The organism is Flavobacterium sp. P21, from assembly GCF_050632225.1.
Classification (GTDB): domain Bacteria; phylum Bacteroidota; class Bacteroidia; order Flavobacteriales; family Flavobacteriaceae; genus Flavobacterium.
The window spans coordinates 2,401,224-2,416,720 of sequence record NZ_CP192585.1; the positions used below are offsets into that span (position 1 = coordinate 2,401,224).

At 32.1% G+C, this 15,497-nt stretch carries 19 protein-coding genes and 2 pseudogenes; 9 read left to right on the top strand and 12 right to left on the bottom strand.

Annotated elements, in window-relative coordinates:
• The first annotated feature begins 53 nt into the window (after nucleotides 1–53).
• Together ACQ9BO_RS11860 and ACQ9BO_RS11865 are read left to right on the top strand one after the other, a co-directional pair.
• Nucleotides 54–824, top strand: coding sequence for a sensor histidine kinase (locus ACQ9BO_RS11860; RefSeq protein WP_431244861.1), 771 nt, complete (start codon nucleotides 54–56; stop codon nucleotides 822–824).
• Between the two features lie 2 nt (nucleotides 825–826).
• On the top strand, nucleotides 827–1,048 hold the full coding sequence (locus ACQ9BO_RS11865; protein WP_431245109.1) for a sensor histidine kinase: 222 nt from the start codon (nucleotides 827–829) through the stop codon (nucleotides 1,046–1,048).
• Nucleotides 1,049–1,297: 249 nt separating this feature from the next.
• Here the strand turns inward: ACQ9BO_RS11865 and ACQ9BO_RS11870 are convergent, their stop codons facing one another.
• The 4 genes and pseudogenes from ACQ9BO_RS11870 to ACQ9BO_RS11885 form a co-directional block, all read right to left on the bottom strand.
• Nucleotides 1,298–1,546, bottom strand: coding sequence for a hypothetical protein (locus ACQ9BO_RS11870; RefSeq protein WP_431244862.1), 249 nt, complete (start codon nucleotides 1,544–1,546; stop codon nucleotides 1,298–1,300).
• Nucleotides 1,547–1,693: 147 nt separating this feature from the next.
• A complete protein-coding gene (locus ACQ9BO_RS11875) occupies nucleotides 1,694–2,680 on the bottom strand; it encodes an aldo/keto reductase (protein ID WP_431244863.1) in 987 nt (328 codons plus the stop codon).
• Between the two features lie 145 nt (nucleotides 2,681–2,825).
• Nucleotides 2,826–3,713, bottom strand: a pseudogene (cysM, locus tag ACQ9BO_RS11880) (cysteine synthase CysM).
• Between the two features lie 6 nt (nucleotides 3,714–3,719).
• A pseudogene (locus ACQ9BO_RS11885) lies at nucleotides 3,720–4,505 on the bottom strand (serine O-acetyltransferase); the annotation flags it as partial.
• A 191-nt stretch (nucleotides 4,506–4,696) separates the two neighbouring features.
• Here ACQ9BO_RS11885 and ACQ9BO_RS11890 point away from each other — a divergent pair.
• On the top strand, nucleotides 4,697–5,398 hold the full coding sequence (locus tag ACQ9BO_RS11890) for a DUF1003 domain-containing protein (RefSeq protein WP_431244864.1): 702 nt from the start codon (nucleotides 4,697–4,699) through the stop codon (nucleotides 5,396–5,398).
• Between the two features lie 22 nt (nucleotides 5,399–5,420).
• On the opposite strand, the gene ACQ9BO_RS11895 is transcribed toward ACQ9BO_RS11890, so the two are convergent.
• On the bottom strand, nucleotides 5,421–5,705 hold the full coding sequence (locus ACQ9BO_RS11895) for a DUF2752 domain-containing protein (protein WP_431244865.1): 285 nt from the start codon (nucleotides 5,703–5,705) through the stop codon (nucleotides 5,421–5,423).
• 280 nt (nucleotides 5,706–5,985) lie between these two features.
• Here ACQ9BO_RS11895 and ACQ9BO_RS11900 point away from each other — a divergent pair, with 280 nt between their 5' ends.
• The gene (locus ACQ9BO_RS11900; protein WP_431244866.1) at nucleotides 5,986–6,537 is read left to right on the top strand and encodes a Smr/MutS family protein; all 552 of its coding nucleotides are present in this window, start codon (nucleotides 5,986–5,988) and stop codon (nucleotides 6,535–6,537) included.
• Between the two features lie 148 nt (nucleotides 6,538–6,685).
• Here ACQ9BO_RS11900 and ACQ9BO_RS11905 read toward each other — a convergent pair whose 3' ends face one another.
• Nucleotides 6,686–7,075 carry a hypothetical protein gene (locus tag ACQ9BO_RS11905; protein WP_431244867.1) on the bottom strand — a complete coding sequence of 130 codons (390 nt, stop codon included), beginning with the start codon at nucleotides 7,073–7,075 and terminating at the stop codon, nucleotides 6,686–6,688.
• A 254-nt stretch (nucleotides 7,076–7,329) separates the two neighbouring features.
• Nucleotides 7,330–7,677 carry a hypothetical protein gene (locus tag ACQ9BO_RS11910; protein ID WP_431244868.1) on the bottom strand — a complete coding sequence of 116 codons (348 nt, stop codon included), beginning with the start codon at nucleotides 7,675–7,677 and terminating at the stop codon, nucleotides 7,330–7,332.
• 87 nt (nucleotides 7,678–7,764) lie between these two features.
• Here ACQ9BO_RS11910 and ACQ9BO_RS11915 point away from each other — a divergent pair, with 87 nt between their 5' ends.
• The gene (locus tag ACQ9BO_RS11915) at nucleotides 7,765–8,889 is read left to right on the top strand and encodes a cysteine desulfurase family protein (RefSeq protein ID WP_431244869.1); all 1,125 of its coding nucleotides are present in this window, start codon (nucleotides 7,765–7,767) and stop codon (nucleotides 8,887–8,889) included.
• A 64-nt stretch (nucleotides 8,890–8,953) separates the two neighbouring features.
• On the opposite strand, the gene ACQ9BO_RS11920 is transcribed toward ACQ9BO_RS11915, so the two are convergent.
• Nucleotides 8,954–9,514 (bottom strand): L-threonylcarbamoyladenylate synthase, encoded by a 561-nt coding sequence (locus ACQ9BO_RS11920; RefSeq protein ID WP_431244870.1) that lies wholly within the window; start codon nucleotides 9,512–9,514, stop codon nucleotides 8,954–8,956.
• 190 nt (nucleotides 9,515–9,704) lie between these two features.
• Here ACQ9BO_RS11920 and ACQ9BO_RS11925 point away from each other — a divergent pair, with 190 nt between their 5' ends.
• Together ACQ9BO_RS11925 and ACQ9BO_RS11930 are read left to right on the top strand one after the other, a co-directional pair.
• Nucleotides 9,705–10,283 (top strand): DUF5672 family protein, encoded by a 579-nt coding sequence (locus tag ACQ9BO_RS11925; protein ID WP_431244871.1) that lies wholly within the window; start codon nucleotides 9,705–9,707, stop codon nucleotides 10,281–10,283.
• Nucleotides 10,284–10,300: 17 nt separating this feature from the next.
• Entirely contained in the window at nucleotides 10,301–10,486 is a 186-nt protein-coding gene (locus ACQ9BO_RS11930) for a DUF5672 family protein (RefSeq protein ID WP_431244872.1), read from the top strand.
• On the opposite strand, the gene ACQ9BO_RS11935 is transcribed toward ACQ9BO_RS11930, so the two are convergent.
• A complete protein-coding gene (locus tag ACQ9BO_RS11935; protein WP_431245110.1) occupies nucleotides 10,483–11,208 on the bottom strand; it encodes a glycosyltransferase family 4 protein in 726 nt (241 codons plus the stop codon). The two genes, ACQ9BO_RS11930 and ACQ9BO_RS11935, sit on opposite strands and share 4 nt — an antisense overlap.
• Nucleotides 11,175–11,582 carry a glycosyltransferase gene (locus ACQ9BO_RS11940; protein ID WP_431244873.1) on the bottom strand — a complete coding sequence of 136 codons (408 nt, stop codon included), beginning with the start codon at nucleotides 11,580–11,582 and terminating at the stop codon, nucleotides 11,175–11,177. The genes ACQ9BO_RS11935 and ACQ9BO_RS11940 overlap by 34 nt, the downstream gene beginning before the upstream one ends.
• A gap of 428 nt (nucleotides 11,583–12,010) precedes the next feature.
• Between ACQ9BO_RS11940 and ACQ9BO_RS11945 the strand changes: the two genes are divergently transcribed.
• Nucleotides 12,011–12,778: a Kdo domain containing protein gene (locus tag ACQ9BO_RS11945; RefSeq protein ID WP_431244874.1), complete on the top strand. Its 768-nt coding sequence runs from the start codon at nucleotides 12,011–12,013 to the stop codon at nucleotides 12,776–12,778.
• 35 nt (nucleotides 12,779–12,813) lie between these two features.
• Here ACQ9BO_RS11945 and ACQ9BO_RS11950 read toward each other — a convergent pair whose 3' ends face one another.
• Together ACQ9BO_RS11950 and ACQ9BO_RS11955 are read right to left on the bottom strand one after the other, a co-directional pair.
• Entirely contained in the window at nucleotides 12,814–13,881 is a 1,068-nt protein-coding gene (locus tag ACQ9BO_RS11950; protein ID WP_431244875.1) for a glycosyltransferase family 9 protein, read from the bottom strand.
• A gap of 55 nt (nucleotides 13,882–13,936) precedes the next feature.
• On the bottom strand, nucleotides 13,937–14,686 hold the full coding sequence (locus ACQ9BO_RS11955; RefSeq protein WP_431244876.1) for a glycosyltransferase: 750 nt from the start codon (nucleotides 14,684–14,686) through the stop codon (nucleotides 13,937–13,939).
• 63 nt (nucleotides 14,687–14,749) lie between these two features.
• On the opposite strand from ACQ9BO_RS11955, the gene ACQ9BO_RS11960 reads away from it, so the two are divergent.
• Complete coding sequence (locus ACQ9BO_RS11960; protein WP_431244877.1) at nucleotides 14,750–15,475, top strand: polysaccharide deacetylase family protein; 726 nt, start codon at nucleotides 14,750–14,752, stop codon at nucleotides 15,473–15,475.
• Nucleotides 15,476–15,497: the final 22 nt, after the last annotated feature.

The following is a 15,497-nucleotide window of genomic DNA, read 5'->3' on the forward strand; positions in this document are numbered from 1 at the left end:
TGAAGTTATATCATAATTTGTCACAAATAAGCTTTCTAAAAAAGAGCTATGTCTTGAAATTTTTGTTTGTTGCCTTCATAGGAATACATATCCCTTTAATTGGTATTTTGTTCTTTGTGTTGTTTTCAGCACACGATATTTCAGCAATTTCGATTTTGATTTTTGCCTTGGTTATGACTTTGGTCGCAACTCTAGTAACCTTGTTTATTTTAAAAAAATTAATCAAGCCGATTTCAATAGCATCAAAATCTCTGGATGATTACCGAAATAATCGAAAACTTTCGGTTTTACCTACTGAATATAATGATGAGGCTGGATTGTTAATGCGAAACATTCAGGAATCAATTTATGAATCTGAAAGTTTTATCAACGAAAAACAAGATTTGATTTATATGCTTTCGCACGATTTGAAAAATTTTGCTGGAAATCCGCAAGGTCTGGCACGATTAATTTTAAGTGAAAATCCATCTGAGTCAGTGAAGCATTTGGCAGAATTAATTTGTGAATCGACAAGTTTGCAATTTCGATATATCGATAACTTTATAAAGCTTTTGAAAGAACAAGATCAAGTTGCAAATCTTAACCCTGAAGCTAAAACTGTCGTTTTTTCTAATATTGCGTCTTTTATTAATGAACAAGTCGAGCAAAGACTTTTAGATAAAAACATTACTATGAGTCTAAGTCTGGAAATTTCTGAAGCCGAACTTAGAATAGATGAAGGTTTGTTGGTTCAAGTTTTGGTTAATTTGATCAGCAACGCTATCAAATTCTCTTTTTTGATAGCGAAATCAAAGTTCGAATTTATAATGAAGATTCAAAATTAACTATAACAGTTACCGATAAAGGTGTGGGATTTGATAAAAATCAAATTGAAGAATTGTTTAAAAAATTCACCAAAATGAGTCGTTTAGGAACTGCAAACGAATTATCAACCGGAATTGGCCTTTATTTATGCAAAAAGATCATTGAACGTCATAAAGGTACATTGACTGCAATAAGTGAAGGAAAAAACAAAGGCGCCGAATTTAAGATTGAATTTGAGCTTTAGTTTTTTTTAGGTTCTAAGGGACTAAGATGCTAAGGCGCTAAGATTGAAAATAAAACTTAGAATTTCAGTATCTTAGAAAGGTAGTATCTCAAAAAGCAGTATTTCGTAAAAAAGTTGGTTTTCCATCAACACAACCAATTCCATCTGGCGCAACAGGAACGTCACAAGTGGAAAAAACACCCCATTTTACATTAAATGCGGCTTCTGCTTCTGTATATGATTTTACTTTAGCTAAAAAATCTACCGTATTTATTTTTTAGAATAAAGAATGTATTTGGCTGGACCACCGCAAGCTTTTGAACCAATTGCTGTAAAATCCCAATCTTCAGAATCAGTGCAAGGTGTAGTGTTTACTTGCGAAATCACCACAATTTCTTGATACATTTTTTCTAATTTCTGAGCGTCCTCTTCCTGAGAAGCGTTTGAATTGGCATCGTCATTATTGCAAGAAATAAAAATCAGACAAATTACAGCTAGTATAAAACTTAATTTTTTCATGGTAAATGATTGTTGGCTAGTTTTATATGTAGATGGGCAAAATCAAAAAAGGTTGCGTGCGGGGAAAAGATGCTAAGTTTCTAAGATTCTAAGTTGCTAAGTTCAAAATCTTAGCATCTTAGAAACTTAGTGTCTCAGTATCTTAGGCTACCATAAATGGTGAACGGAAGATTTTATGTATTTTTCGTAAATCGCATTCATAGCGACAATTTTTTCTGGACTTATTTTAGGAAGATCGTAAACAGATAAATTTGATAAAACGTGATCTGCTTTCGAAGCGCCTGGAATAATACAGCTAATTTCGTCAAAATTCAAAATCCATTGTAAAGCGATGGGAGCAAGGTTTGGATTTTCAGGAAATAAAGCTTTCAATTCTTCGACGGCTTTTAGCCCTAATTCATAATCGATTCCAGAGAATGTTTCACCTTTGTCAAAAGCATCTCCGTTACGATTAAAATTACGATGATCTTGAGGTTCAAAAGTAGTTTTTGAATCAAATTTACCTGTTAAAAGTCCGCTTGCTAATGGAACTCTAGCAATAATTCCAATGTCTTTTTTCTTTGCTTCAGAGAAAAATAATTGTGAAGGGCGTTGGCGGAACAAATTAAAAATAATTTGAACCGTGGTTACATTTGAATATTCAATTGCTTTTAATGCCTCTTCAACTTTTTCGACACTTACGCCAAGATTTAAAATTTTGCCTTGCTCTTTTAGTCGGTCAAACAATTCAAAGATTTCTGGGCGATAATAAACTTCGGTAGGAGGACAGTGCAACTGAATCAGATCTAATGTTTCCAAGCCCATTCTTTTTAAACTGTCTTCAACAAATTTTTGAAGTACTTTTGGTTGATACCCCTCATTCACATGTGGATTGATTTGGCGTCCGCATTTTGTCGCCACATAAATGCGTTCAGAACGAGAGCGGGCTACACGTCCAACAGCAGTTTCGCTCAAACCGTTTTCGTAAACATCGGCAGTATCAATAAAATTAACGCCATTGTCAATTGCTGTGTTTATAAGTGCATCAGCAGTTTTATCATCAAATCCTGATCCCCATTTTCCTCCAACTTGCCAAGTGCCAAGTGAGATTTCTGAGATATTGAAGTTCGTTTTTCCTAGTTTTCTGTAGAGCATTTTTTTCTTTTTAGTTACAAAGTTGCAAAGGTGCAAAGTGACAAAGGTTTTTTGTAGAGGCGCACAGCAGTGCGTCTTTGGTGAGGTGTTTTTATTCAGTAAAAAAAACTTTGAACCTCTGAACCTTTGTTACTTTGTACCTTTTTTAATCAAATAAATCCGAAGATAAATAACGGTCGCCACGGTCACAAATAACAGCAACCACAACTCCAGATTCTAATTGTTCTGCAATTTTCAAAGCAACAGCTACAGACCCGCCACTGCTCATTCCTGCAAAAACGCCTTCTTCAAGGGCTAATCTTTTTGTCATTGCTCTGGCTTCTTCTTCACTTACATCAATTACAGTATCAACTTTGGTAGCATCAAATATTTTTGGCAAATATTCTTGAGGCCATTTGCGAATTCCCGGAATTTGAGATCCGTCGCTTGGCTGTGCGCCTATAATTTGAATCGCAGGATTTTTTCTTTTAAATATGTCGAAGTACCAATAATAGTTCCTGTGGTTCCCATAGCCGAAACAAAATGAGTTACAGTTCCTTCGGTGTCATTCCAAATTTCAGGTCCAGTTGTTTTATAATGTGCTTTCCAGTTGTCATCATTTGCAAATTGATTCAACATCAAATAACCGCCTTGAGCTACTTTTTTGTCTGCATAATCTCTTGAGCCGATAATTCCTTCTTCAGCAGGTGTCAGGATTACTGTAGCACCGTATGCACGCATGGTTTGAGTTCGTTCTTTTGTCGAATCTTCTGGTAAAACCAATTCGATTTCGATGCCAAATAACTGTGCAATCATCGCAAGCGCAATTCCTGTATTACCACTTGTGGCTTCAATTAATTTGTCACCTTTTTTAATCTCGCCTCTTTCTAAAGCAGAAGCAATCATGTTATATGCTTGCTCTATCTTTTACGCTTCCGCCAGGATTGTTTCCTTCAAGCTTAAGCAACAGTTTTACGTTTTTATTTTTAACCAAATTGACAGTTTCCATCAATGGAGTATTTCCAATTAGGTTTAGCAATTTTTGTGGACTCATTTTATTTTTTTCTTTTATTTTAACTTCAGTTGTTGTGGTATTTAAAACGATAGAATCTTCAGGAATCGATTTGGTGATCCAAGCATTTCCTCCCACAATACTATTTTTCCCAATCACAGTTTCCCCGCCAAGAATCGTTGCATTGGCATAAATGCATACATTTTTTTCAACCGTAGGATGGCGTTTTGCATTTTTCATGTCTTTGCTTACGCTAAGCGCGCCTAAAGTAACACCTTGATAAATTTTCACATGTTTTTCAATAACGGTCGTTTCGCCAATAACAATTCCCGTCGCGTGGTCAATAAAAAATGGCGATGCAATTTTTGCTCCTGCATGAATATCAGTTCCGGTAATTCTATGTGCATATTCGCTCATCAATCTTGAAAAAAGCAATAAATCAAGCAAGTATAATTCGTGGCTTAATCTGTAAATGGCAATGGCATAAAAGCCTGGATAACCCAGATAAACTTCATCGATGCTGTTTGATGCTGGATCATTTTCTAAAATATATTCAGCGTCCTGATTTAGTTTTTCTAAAACGGCAGGAAGTTTTTCAAGAAACTTGTCCCAAATTGATTCGCATAAATTTTCTGGTTTTTTGCAAGCCAAAACAGCAATTTCTTTAAAACGGATTTCAAGATCATTGATGCTTTCGTCTAAAGCCGCATTCGAATCAAATAGAGTGTAAAAAAGCTTTTCGGTAAAGTCTTCTGTTTTAGTTTTAATACCGTAGTTTATGTTAGAATGGCTCTTTAAGGCCTTTATATTTTGTATGATACTTTCTTTTGTCACAATTGTAAAATTGAGTGGATAATTTTGAAACGTTAAAAGTAAGGCGTTTTTTGTAAATAAGGGCATGAATTAACCAAAGAAATTTTGCGTTGCGACTTGTATTTGTGATATTAAAAAGATTGCCGAATCATGAATTTAGATGCAGCTCCTAAGAAGTTAATTGCTTAAATTAGCTTTATAAAATTTCTAAAATGAAAAATAATTCAACTTTTAAAAGTGCAATTTCTGGTATTGAATTTTCAGAAAGTGAGAAAATATGTGGAAAAGCAATTCACAATCCTATTTTAGGCCTTATAACGAAAGATCATCCTTCGTTTTGTGATGATGACTGCATCTCGGTACATGAATTGAATGAATACCGTCAAAAGTATATTTCGAATTATTTGTCAAGCGAAATAGGAATGCTTTCGGATCTTGAAAAAAATGTTATTTCTTCATTGAAAGAAGATAAATCAATAGTAAGTATTGTTGAAGATGAAGAAGAAACGCGAAATTTTGGGCAAAAAGTGGCCGATCAAGTGGCTGATTTTGGCGGAAGCTGGACTTTTATCATTTCGTTCGTCTTTTTTATTGTAATCTGGATTGGCTCCAATGTTTTTATTTTGATGAACAAAGGTTTTGATCCTTATCCGTTTATTTTGCTTAATTTGATTTTGTCTTGTATTGCCGCTTTGCAAGCTCCGGTTATTATGATGAGCCAAAATCGTCAAGAAGAAAAAGACAGAAATCGTGCAAAAAAGGATTTTATGATCAATTTAAAATCGGAATTGGAGATCAGAATGATTCATGATAAAATCGATCATTTGATTATGCATCAGCAACAAGAATTAATCGAAATTCAGAAAGTTCAAATCGAAATGATGAATGATATCTTGAATCAGATCAAAAAATAATCCCGAGGCTTCGGGACAAAAATCAGAAGTAAAAATGCTTTAGATAATAACCTCCAATAACAAAAAGGAGATTGATGAAAGCAAAATTCCAAACTGCTTTTTTGTGTTTTTTTGATTTTTCGAAATAGTAAAAAATCAAAAAACCGAAAAATAAAAGAGTAGTATAAAGTGCCGGATACATTTTGAAAGCACCTAAAAAATCACCATGAAAAAGTAAGAATAAGGCACGCTGAAAACCACACCCTAAACAGTCAAATCCGAAGAGCATTTTGAAGACGCAAGGAACCATGTAATTCTCGAAATTCATGCAAGGTGTTTTTGCAATTTTACAAAAAAATATTGGATATGATTTTAGAATAAGCAAACTACTATTTTAAAGTTTCATACTTTTGAAATCTTATATATTAGAAAAAATGAAAGCCTTTAAAATTTTAATAATGATTCTTGCAATTGGAGTAGCACTTTATGAGCAAGTTTCTGAAGAAAAAATATCTACATCATGATTGTTGCAATTGTAGTTTTCATGTATGGAATGATGCAACTGAGTGCAAAAACGCCAAGTAAAAATCAAGATAAAGACGAAGACAATGTTGAGTAAAGGAGATAAGGTTTCGGTTTTAGACGAAGCGATAAACGGAACGGTGGTTTCGGTTAAAAATAACGAGGTTTTGATAGAATCTGAAGATGGTTTTATGATGACATTTTTTGTCAATGAATTGATTAAAATTCAAGAAACCAGCGATTTAATGAATTCTATTAAAAGAGTTGATTTAGATGAAATCAAAAAAGAGAAAACTGAGCCAAAACCACGCAGTTTTGTAAAAGAAAAGAAAGACAAACGCGATATTGCTGTTCCAGAATTTGATTTACACATCGAAAAATTGGTGCCAAATAAACGAGGCATGTCGAATTATGATATTTTGACTTTGCAGACTGAAACGGCAAAAAGACATATCGAATTTGCGATCAAAAATAGGATTCCGAAAATTGTTTTTATTCATGGCGTTGGCGAAGGAATTCTAAAAGCCGAACTTGATTTTTTATTGGGACGTTATGACGGAATAGATTTTCAAGATGCCAATTATCAAAAATATGGACTTGGAGCAACCGAAGTTTATTTTAGGCAAAACAATAAATGATTCTATTTTTTAGGCTTTAAAATTACTTTTTAAAAGCATAAAAAAACATCCGTTTTTCGACTTGATTCTGTTACGAAATCAACTTGAAAAACGGATGTTTTTTTGTAAGAATATGAAAAGCTTTTTTTGCTTGGTTTAAGATTCCAATTTATGGTTCAACAGTCGTTACTGTTCCTAAAACAAATTCGGTTGCGAGTTTAAAAGTATTGTTGCCTTTTTTCAGACTAGCGTTTCTTAAAACAACTTTATGCTTGTATACCTTTTGTGAATGAGTCGTAGTTACTTCTATAATTCCACTTACATTTGCAACACCTGTAACGCCTACCCAAGTATCTTTTACAGTTGGGCTCGTTGGTGTTGTATTGGTGCAATAATAGTCTTTTGTGATTTCCGGCAAATTAGTATTATAAGTTCTATAATAAACATTATTTGAAATGACTGCTGGAGTTCCAGAGCTTATATTAATCAAGCTTTTTCTAGGTTGGCCTATTGGAGTATCTGTATTTACAATCAAATTTTTGTCTAGATTTTCGATCACCAATGAGTTTGACAAATTATTGTTGTAAACTTTAAGTTGTACATCACAATATTTTGCAACTTCGTCTGTAAAAGCTACTACAACAGGAGTAACTGATGTTTTAAAATCTCCGAAAACAAAATTATCTTCAACTTGAGTTGGGCCTGGTTTCGAAAATGTGATTCCGTTAAAGGTGATGTTGTGATTATATGCCTCAATTTCTGTATGTCCGTCCGTTGGAGCAGGGCTTTTGTAAACTGCAGTAGTAATAATTTCTATTTGTCCGCCAGTTGCATACCATTCTTGATTAATATTTGGCGTAGCTGGTGGTATTGCATCGCAAATGTTTGATTTAGATATTGTTCCGTCATACGTTCTATAAAAAAACGATATTGACTGTTGTCAAACGTGTAAGTTATAGTGTCAGGTTGAGTTGCAAGTTTATCTTCAGGCATTTGTAATATTAAAGCTTCCTGAGGTTTTAGTTTGTAAATTAACGTATTAGTAGCATCGCGACTTGTTGCTGTTATATCTTTAAAGTCAATAGTTTCTACCGTTAAATCGCCATCATCGCAACCATTTAATAAAAGCGCAAATAATAGAAGGCTTGCATATTTTTTCATCGTAATTTTATTTGGGTCAAAAATAGTGAAAAATTTGGCAAATGATATTGAAGATTGGACAATTGATATTTCATAACTTTGCGAGCAATGAAAAAAGTATATCTCGACAACGCCTCTACAAGTGCCATGCGTCCTGAAGTGATTCAGGAAATGACAAAAGTTATGACAGAAGATTTTGGAAATCCATCTTCTACGCATAGTTTTGGACGAAATGGAAAAACCATTTTGGAACTTTCTAGAAAAAGCATTGCCAAGCATTTAAATTGTACTGCACAAGAAATTATTTTTACTTCTGGCGGAACTGAAGCTGACAATTGGATTTTGCGCTCTGCTGTCGAAGATCTAAAAGTAGAACGAATTATTACTTCAAAAATTGAGCATCACGCCGTTTTATATGCTGTTTTAGCATTAGAATCTGATTACGGAATCCAGGTTGATTACGTAAATGTCAATCCAGACGGAAGCATTGATTTGACGCATTTGTCTAATTTGCTTTCAGAAGATAAAAAGACACTAGTGAGTTTGATGCATGTAAATAATGAAACAGGTACAATTTTGGATATTGAAAGGGTTGGAGTTATTTGCAAACAATATAATGCATTATTTCATTCGGATACAGTACAGTCTGTAGGGAAAACAGAAATTGATCTTCAAAAAATCTCAGTTGATTTTATCGTCGCAAGCGCTCATAAATTTCACGGACCAAAAGGAATTGGATTTGCATTTGTACGCAGAAATTCTGGTTTACAACCTTTAATTTTTGGAGGAGAACAAGAAAAAGGCCTGCGCGCCGGAACCGAAGCTGTTCATCAAATTGCGGGAATGGCAAAAGCATTATCGCTTTCGTATGAAAATCTCGATCAAGAAAGAGCTTATATTTCGGGTTTAAAATCGTACTTGATTGAACAGTTGGAAATTCATTTTCCTGGTTTCAGAATTAACGGCAAAAAAGAGGATTTCTATAATATCATCAATATAATTCTGCCTTTTTCTTCAGATAAGACTTCGATGCTTTTGTTTAGTCTCGATATGAAAGGTATCGCGGTTTCAAGAGGAAGCGCCTGCCAATCAGGAAGCATCAAGCCTTCGCATGTTTTAAAAGAAATGCTTTCGGAGACGGATTTAAAATTACCAAATCTCCGAATTTCATTTAGTCATTATAACACAAAAGAAGATATTGATTGGCTTATTGAGAGCCTTAAGGTGGTTTAAAGTTTCAGGTTTCAGGTTTCAAGTTTTATGCAGAACCTGAAACCTGAAACCTGAAACAAAAAAACTATTTACGAATCACTTTTACTTGCGAATCGTTTGTCAGTTTTATAATTGTAGATGATTTTCCGTTTATTTTATCTTGATTCAGTTTTACGACATAATCAACGCCGTTAACGATTTCCGGACTAATATCCTTGAAGGCAATTGGAGTAGGTTGTCCTGAAATGTTGGCAGAAGTTGAAACTAAAGGCTTTTTCATTCTTTCCATCAATTTAAAGCAGAAAGGCTCTTTTACCAAACGAACTCCCAAAGATTTATCTGCGGCAATAATGTTTGGCGCAACATTTCTCGCGTCATCCAAAATCAAAGTAGTTGGTTTGTCTGCCAAATCCCAGATTTGCCAAGCAACTTCAGGAATATTTTTGAAAACATTGTAGATCATTTTTTCTCCGTTCATCAAAACAATCATACTTTGAGTTTCGGCACGTTGTTTTAATTTGTAAATTTTTGCAACAGCTTCAGGATTAGTTGCATCGCATCCAATTCCCCAAACCGTATCTGTCGGATACAAAATGATGCCGCCTTCTTTAATGACCTCGTACGCTTTGATTATTTCTTCGTTCATTGTAAAATGGAATGTAATTTATTGCAAAAATAATATTTCTTCTTCGTATAAAGTTTAAAATTATTTACAATAATCCAGTTTTTGTAATTTATAAGATTATTTTTGTTGCTTAAGTTAAAATGTCTAAAAACAAGAATGTGGTCCAAATCGCATTCTTGCAGATTAATCTTAAAATACCACAAAATACCACATGTCTCAAAAATTAGTAAAAGTAATTATTCCTGTTTACAAGGAATATTTTGGTGAACTCGAAGAAAAATCGTTTTTGCAATGTTGCAAAGTCTTAAAAGACTATGAAATTGTAATTGTGCATCCAGAAGGATTAAATCATTCTTATTTGACTGATAAGTTTGAGAATATTTTGGCTAAAAGTTTTCCGAAAAAATATTTTACTTCTATTGACGGTTATAATGAATTGCTTTTGTCGTCACTATTTTACGAAAGCTTCTTGGATTCTGAATATATTTTGATTTACCAATTAGATGCTTTTGTTTTTAAGGATGACTTGACAAAATGGTGCCAAAAAGGATATGATTATATCGGAGCACCTTGGCTTGCAACACCTGAAAGCAATCTGTTTTTAAAATACTATCATGAATTAGTGCGAAAGCTTTCTAAGAAAAAGCAAGAAAGACATCAAATATTTTATAAGTCAGGAAATGGCGGTTTTTCATTGCGCAAAGTGGCATCACACTATGTGATCACAAAAAAATACCAGCAATTTATTTCTGATTTTCTAAAAGAAGAAAAAAGAAGATCTATGCTATAGAAGATGTGTTTTGGTCATTGAAAGCTCCTGAATTTGAACGTAATTTTAAAATTCCTGATTATAAAGAAGCTGTTTATTTTGCATTAGACCGAAAACCAAATATCGGAATGAAACTTACAAACAACGAACTTCCTTTTGGTTGTCACGGAATTAATAAGCCAAAAGTGATTGATTTTTGGAAACCTATAATTGATCAGTATTAAATAAAATTTTTATAAAAATCGTAGTAATTCTTTTGCATGATATTTAAGTCATGGTTTTGTTTTACTAATTTATAAGCATTTGTTTTTATGTTTTTTTCTAAAACAGGATCTGATAAAAGTTGAAGTACTTTTTTCGAAAGCGTTTCAGAGTCTTTTATTTCTGCTAAAAAACCAGTTTTTCCATCTATAATTACTTCAGGAATTCCTCCTGCTTTGGTTGAAACAACAGGAATTTTGCTAGCAAATGCTTCGTAAACTGTTAATGGAAGTCCTTCAGTAATTGAGGTGATTAGAAAAATATCAAATTCAGGAAGTAAGTCAATTACGTTTCTGAACCCTGTAAAAAATAAATCATTTTCTAAATTATTTACTTTTGTATATTTTTTTAGATCATCACTTAAGGGACCATTTCCAATGACTACAAATTTCAAAGGATAATTTGCCGGACAATTAGCTTTTATTTTTTTTGCAGTATCGATAAAGGTGTAAATATCTTTTTGATTTGTCAATGCGACAACATTACCTATGATTTTTGTGTCTGAAGAAAAATTATATTCTTTGTGAAGTAAATTTTGATTGCTTTTTTGATTGAATTTGTCAACATCAATTGCGTCGTAAATGGTTACTAATCGTTCTTTGTTGGTAATGATGGTATCAAAAATGGCCTCGACGGCTTTAGATACAGAAATTATTTTTTTATTCCTGAATGTGAGTATTTGTATCTATTTAAAAATTTATCCTTAATTTTATTGTTTCTTTTTCTGCTTAATATTAGATGAGTTGTCTTTTTTAAGAATTTCAATGCAATTAATCCAGCATTTAATGCGGATGAATCATGAATATGTAAAATGTCAATTGACTCCTTTTTAGTAATTTTAATTATTGCAATAATTAGGTTTAGAAGCTTGATGCTGTTTTTTTTGTAGGTGTAAAAATTTGCATTGTCATTTTTGCAGATTGAAGCCAATGTTGAGTTTTCAGGACACAAAATGAATTGATTTAAGTCTTTTTTGTCTTTTAAAAGTTTATAAACAGTATACATCTGAACATCGCCACCTCTTAATTCTGTTCCAGAGGTAATATTTAGTATTTTCATTTTTTATTTCTTTTTCTGTGTACGAAATTAATTATGAAAATTCAGTAAATTGTTTTTAAAAGTTTTAAAAACAATAGTATAAGACTTTAATTGAGAAGTTTGATTGCTGAGAAAATCTAGAAGAAATTAGTTGAAAATTTTGTTTTTATATTTTTAGATTAAACCTTTTTGCTTTTTTGATATCTAAGATAGAAACATATTTTTTCAGTTTAATTTGCTTTGAAGTAATATAAAAGCAAAATGTCCGTTTTCCATTTGGAAAACACGTATTTTTAAAGAGATTATGTGTTTTTGAAGGTTAAAAACAAACAAAAAAAACAAATTACGACAAACTACTCGGTTTATTGTCATTTAATGAATATGAAAAAGCATATTCATTGGAAGTATTATATTCTATGTGTATTTTTGCCGTCTATAAAAAATCATAAATGAATTTTAGAGTAAACCCCGTTTTTTTAAACGCTATCTCATCTATTCTTGGTGTTACTAGAGATTTCAATGTGTCTGGAACTATTTTTGGTAACGGACAACGTAATATTATTAAGTTATTTGATCTTGATGGTAAAACAATTAATATTAAATCATTTAAGGTTCCTAATTTAATAAATAAAGTCGTTTATAGATTTTTTCGAAAATCAAAAGCAGAGCGCTCTTATGAATACGCTACAATTCTGCTGAGTAAAGGTATTGGAACACCCGAGCCAATTGCATTTGTTGAAAATTTTAATGCTTTAGGCTTAAAAGACAGTTATTATGTAAGCGAGCATTTAGTAACAGAATTGACTTATAGAGAACTGATTCTAATTCCAGATTATCCAGATGGAGACAATATTTTAAGACAGTTTACCAGATTTTCTTTTGATCTTCATGAAAAAGGAATTGAGTTTCTAGATCACTCTCCTGGAAATACTTTGATAAAGAAGGTTGCAGACGATAAATATGAATTCTTTTTAGTCGATTTAAACCGAATGGATTTTCATGAAACCATGAGTTTTGAGCAAAGAATGCACAATTTAAGACGTTTAACGCCTGAAAAAGACATGATTGCTGTAATGAGTAATGAATATGCTAAACTTTATCCAAGCAAAACAGAAGCTGAGATTTTTGAAAGAATGTGGAATGAAACGTGTGAATTCCAAGAGAAATTTGCGAGAAAGCAAAGACTTAAAAAGAAATTAAAATTCTGGAAAAAATAATAAGATCTGCCTTTGCTTCTTGACAATATTGATGACTATAAATTCTCGTTTAAAAAATAGGAGATTTGATCTTTGAAAAAATCAGGAGTAAATTGAGTATACAATTGAAGTGTATTTGGCTTTACTTCCTTATCTCCCAATTCGCTGAATAATTCTGGTTTAAAGTCATTTAAATGTACAGAAATATTTTGTTTGCCATCCTCAAAAGTTGCCCAGTCATTTTTGTCAACGTGAGGAGAAAAAATAGTGAAAGAAGGTTTGTTTAACGCTTTTGCCATATTTATTGCGCCTCCGTCGTTTCCTAAAATAACATCACACAGATCCATTATAGCAATAAAAGAACTTAAATTGCCAGCTAGCAAGTCAAAATGTATTTTTTTCTGAGTTGCCTCTGAACATAAATTGTATACTTTCTGCGCATCTTCGATTTGGCTCGGAAAGTAATTGAATAGGATTTCGGCATCATTATTTTGGCCTACATATTCAACGATTTCGGCCATATATTCTAAAGGATATGTTTTAATCTTCTCACTTCCCAAAAGGCTGATCATTATAATTTTCTTGTTTTGATCTACATTATGCTTTTGGAATAAAGCTAATGCTTCTTCATTTTCTTTAGGATCAACATATAATTTTGGATATGGATTAATTGAATTTTCATCCAGTTTCAATGGTTGCAACAATAAAAGTCTATTATCGATTGCCTGACCGTATTTTGTTTTGGTTTCTTTTGGCAATCGATGAAGATTATGATTGTAAAACAATGAAGAATACCATTTGTAATAGGATATTTTTGTGCTTGCACCAGAAAATAAGGTGATTAAATTGGTTTCTAATTTTCCGTAAACATCTATAAGAACATCGTATTTTTTGGCTCTGATCTCAAAAAAGAACTTAAATAAAGAAGGATATGATTTTCGCGTTTCATTTGGAAGCAATAGTATTGAATCAATATTTGGATTTCCAAGCAAAACATCTTTGCAATTAGGATAACACATGAAATCTATTGTAGCGTCTGGGTGTGCTTGTTTCAAGCTATTGCAAAGGATAGAACTTAGCAAAACGTCTCCAATTCTTTTCTGCTGTATTACTAATATTTTCATTTTAAATTGTTTTTGAGTATTTTAAATTAAGGCTTTTTTAAATGTATTGAACAAATCAATCCATATTACGATATAACAGCCATAGGATAAAATAACGCTTTAATATGGAAAAAGCATATATATAAGCCAAAATAAATCCTTCGCGGCCATTAAGGAAACCTAATTTTAGAAAAAATTGATTTATAAAAATGAAAAATGGTTTTATGAAAAAATGATAAATATTAGGTCTTTTGTTTTTCTTAAACAAAACCAAGGCTTCTTCTTTTCGAACTATGTTTACCCTGTTGCTAAAATCATCGAAATTTTTATAAGCAAAAGATTCTATTTTGTTTTTGAAGCGTTTTGGCCTTTTAAAAAAGCTGTTATATGCGACTTCACTAAAAGAGTATCTCGTTTTGTCAAAAAGCAAGAGTTTCTTTCTTGTTAAAAATACGCCATATTTTATTGTTTTTCCAAAGAAAAACAGGGTTTGTCCCGAAAAATAAGACGCTTCAGTTTTTGGTTTGGAAATTTCGGAACTCATTTCATTTATAAGTTCCTCAGAAAGATGATCGGTACAGTTAAGTAATACTACCCAATTGTTTTTTGCAGTTTCAATTGCCAATTTTATACAATCAGCTTTGAACTTGTCGTTTTGTGAAATAACAATTGCACCCAATTCTTTAGCAATTTCAACACTTTTATCTGTGCTGTTATTGTCAATTAGAATAATCTCATTGGCAAATGATAAATTGTCGAAATGTTTTTTTATGTAGGTCTCGTCATTGTAACAAAGCGAGATGATGCTTATTTTTTCTGCCAACACGATTTCTGATTTTTTCGCCAAAAATAATGTTAAAAACCATAACTTTGCCGAAAATTAATTAAAATGTCTAAATTATCAATTTTAATGTATCACAATGTCTGTCAATCTTCTTCAGATTGTAATAAATTGACAGTTTCGGTACAAAATTTAGAAAGACAATTTCAATATTTAAGTGACAATAATTATAAGACGTTTCATTTTTCTGAATTAGAAAAAATGAAAACGATTCCCCAAAAAAGTATTATCCTAACTTTTGACGACGTTACTGAAAATCAGTTAATTTTTGCTCTGCCTTTATTAAAAAAATACAACCTAAAAGCCAGTTTCTTTATTCCCTTTAAATACATAGGAAAAACGGATTCCTGGAATAAAGATACAGGAGAGCCTGAACAAAAAATTATGTCTGTTGAGCAATTAAAAGAATTGCCAAATGATATCATTGAACTTGGTTATCATTCATACGGACATAATAAATATGACACGTTGAGCGCATCAGAAATCGAAGACGATTTTTTAAAATGCGAGGCGGAAATCAAAAAGCATAATCTTAACGTATTTCCCGCACTTGCATATCCGTACGGGAATTACCAAAAAGAAGGTGTCGAAAATGCCAATTTCAAATCATTACTTAAAGAAAATAAGATGAAATTTGGATTAAAAATAGGAAATAGGCCCAATGCATTTCCATTTAAAGACAATTATGAAATCAAACGTATTGATATTAAAGGATTCGATAGCTTAATGATTTTCAAATTGAAAATACGATTTGGAAAATTGAAATTATTCTAAATCTTTTTCAAGCAATACCATT

Bases quoted from the DNA above. Each gene is read 5' to 3' on its own strand.
- ACQ9BO_RS11870 (WP_431244862.1), bottom strand. From the start codon at position 1,546: ATGAAAAAATTAAGTTTTATACTAGCTGTAATTTGTCTGATTTTTATT.
- ACQ9BO_RS11875 (WP_431244863.1), bottom strand. From the start codon at position 2,680: ATGCTCTACAGAAAACTAGGAAAAACGAACTTCAATATCTCAGAAATC.
- ACQ9BO_RS11890 (WP_431244864.1), top strand. From the start codon at position 4,697: ATGAAAAATAATTCAACTTTTAAAAGTGCAATTTCTGGTATTGAATTT.
- ACQ9BO_RS11895 (WP_431244865.1), bottom strand. From the start codon at position 5,705: ATGAATTTCGAGAATTACATGGTTCCTTGCGTCTTCAAAATGCTCTTC.
- ACQ9BO_RS11900 (WP_431244866.1), top strand. From the start codon at position 5,986: ATGTTGAGTAAAGGAGATAAGGTTTCGGTTTTAGACGAAGCGATAAAC.
- ACQ9BO_RS11910 (WP_431244868.1), bottom strand. From the start codon at position 7,677: ATGAAAAAATATGCAAGCCTTCTATTATTTGCGCTTTTATTAAATGGT.
- ACQ9BO_RS11915 (WP_431244869.1), top strand. From the start codon at position 7,765: ATGAAAAAAGTATATCTCGACAACGCCTCTACAAGTGCCATGCGTCCT.
- ACQ9BO_RS11920 (WP_431244870.1), bottom strand. From the start codon at position 9,514: ATGAACGAAGAAATAATCAAAGCGTACGAGGTCATTAAAGAAGGCGGC.
- ACQ9BO_RS11925 (WP_431244871.1), top strand. From the start codon at position 9,705: ATGTCTCAAAAATTAGTAAAAGTAATTATTCCTGTTTACAAGGAATAT.
- ACQ9BO_RS11940 (WP_431244873.1), bottom strand. From the start codon at position 11,582: ATGAAAATACTAAATATTACCTCTGGAACAGAATTAAGAGGTGGCGAT.
- ACQ9BO_RS11945 (WP_431244874.1), top strand. From the start codon at position 12,011: ATGAATTTTAGAGTAAACCCCGTTTTTTTAAACGCTATCTCATCTATT.
- ACQ9BO_RS11950 (WP_431244875.1), bottom strand. From the start codon at position 13,881: ATGAAAATATTAGTAATACAGCAGAAAAGAATTGGAGACGTTTTGCTA.
- ACQ9BO_RS11960 (WP_431244877.1), top strand. From the start codon at position 14,750: ATGTCTAAATTATCAATTTTAATGTATCACAATGTCTGTCAATCTTCT.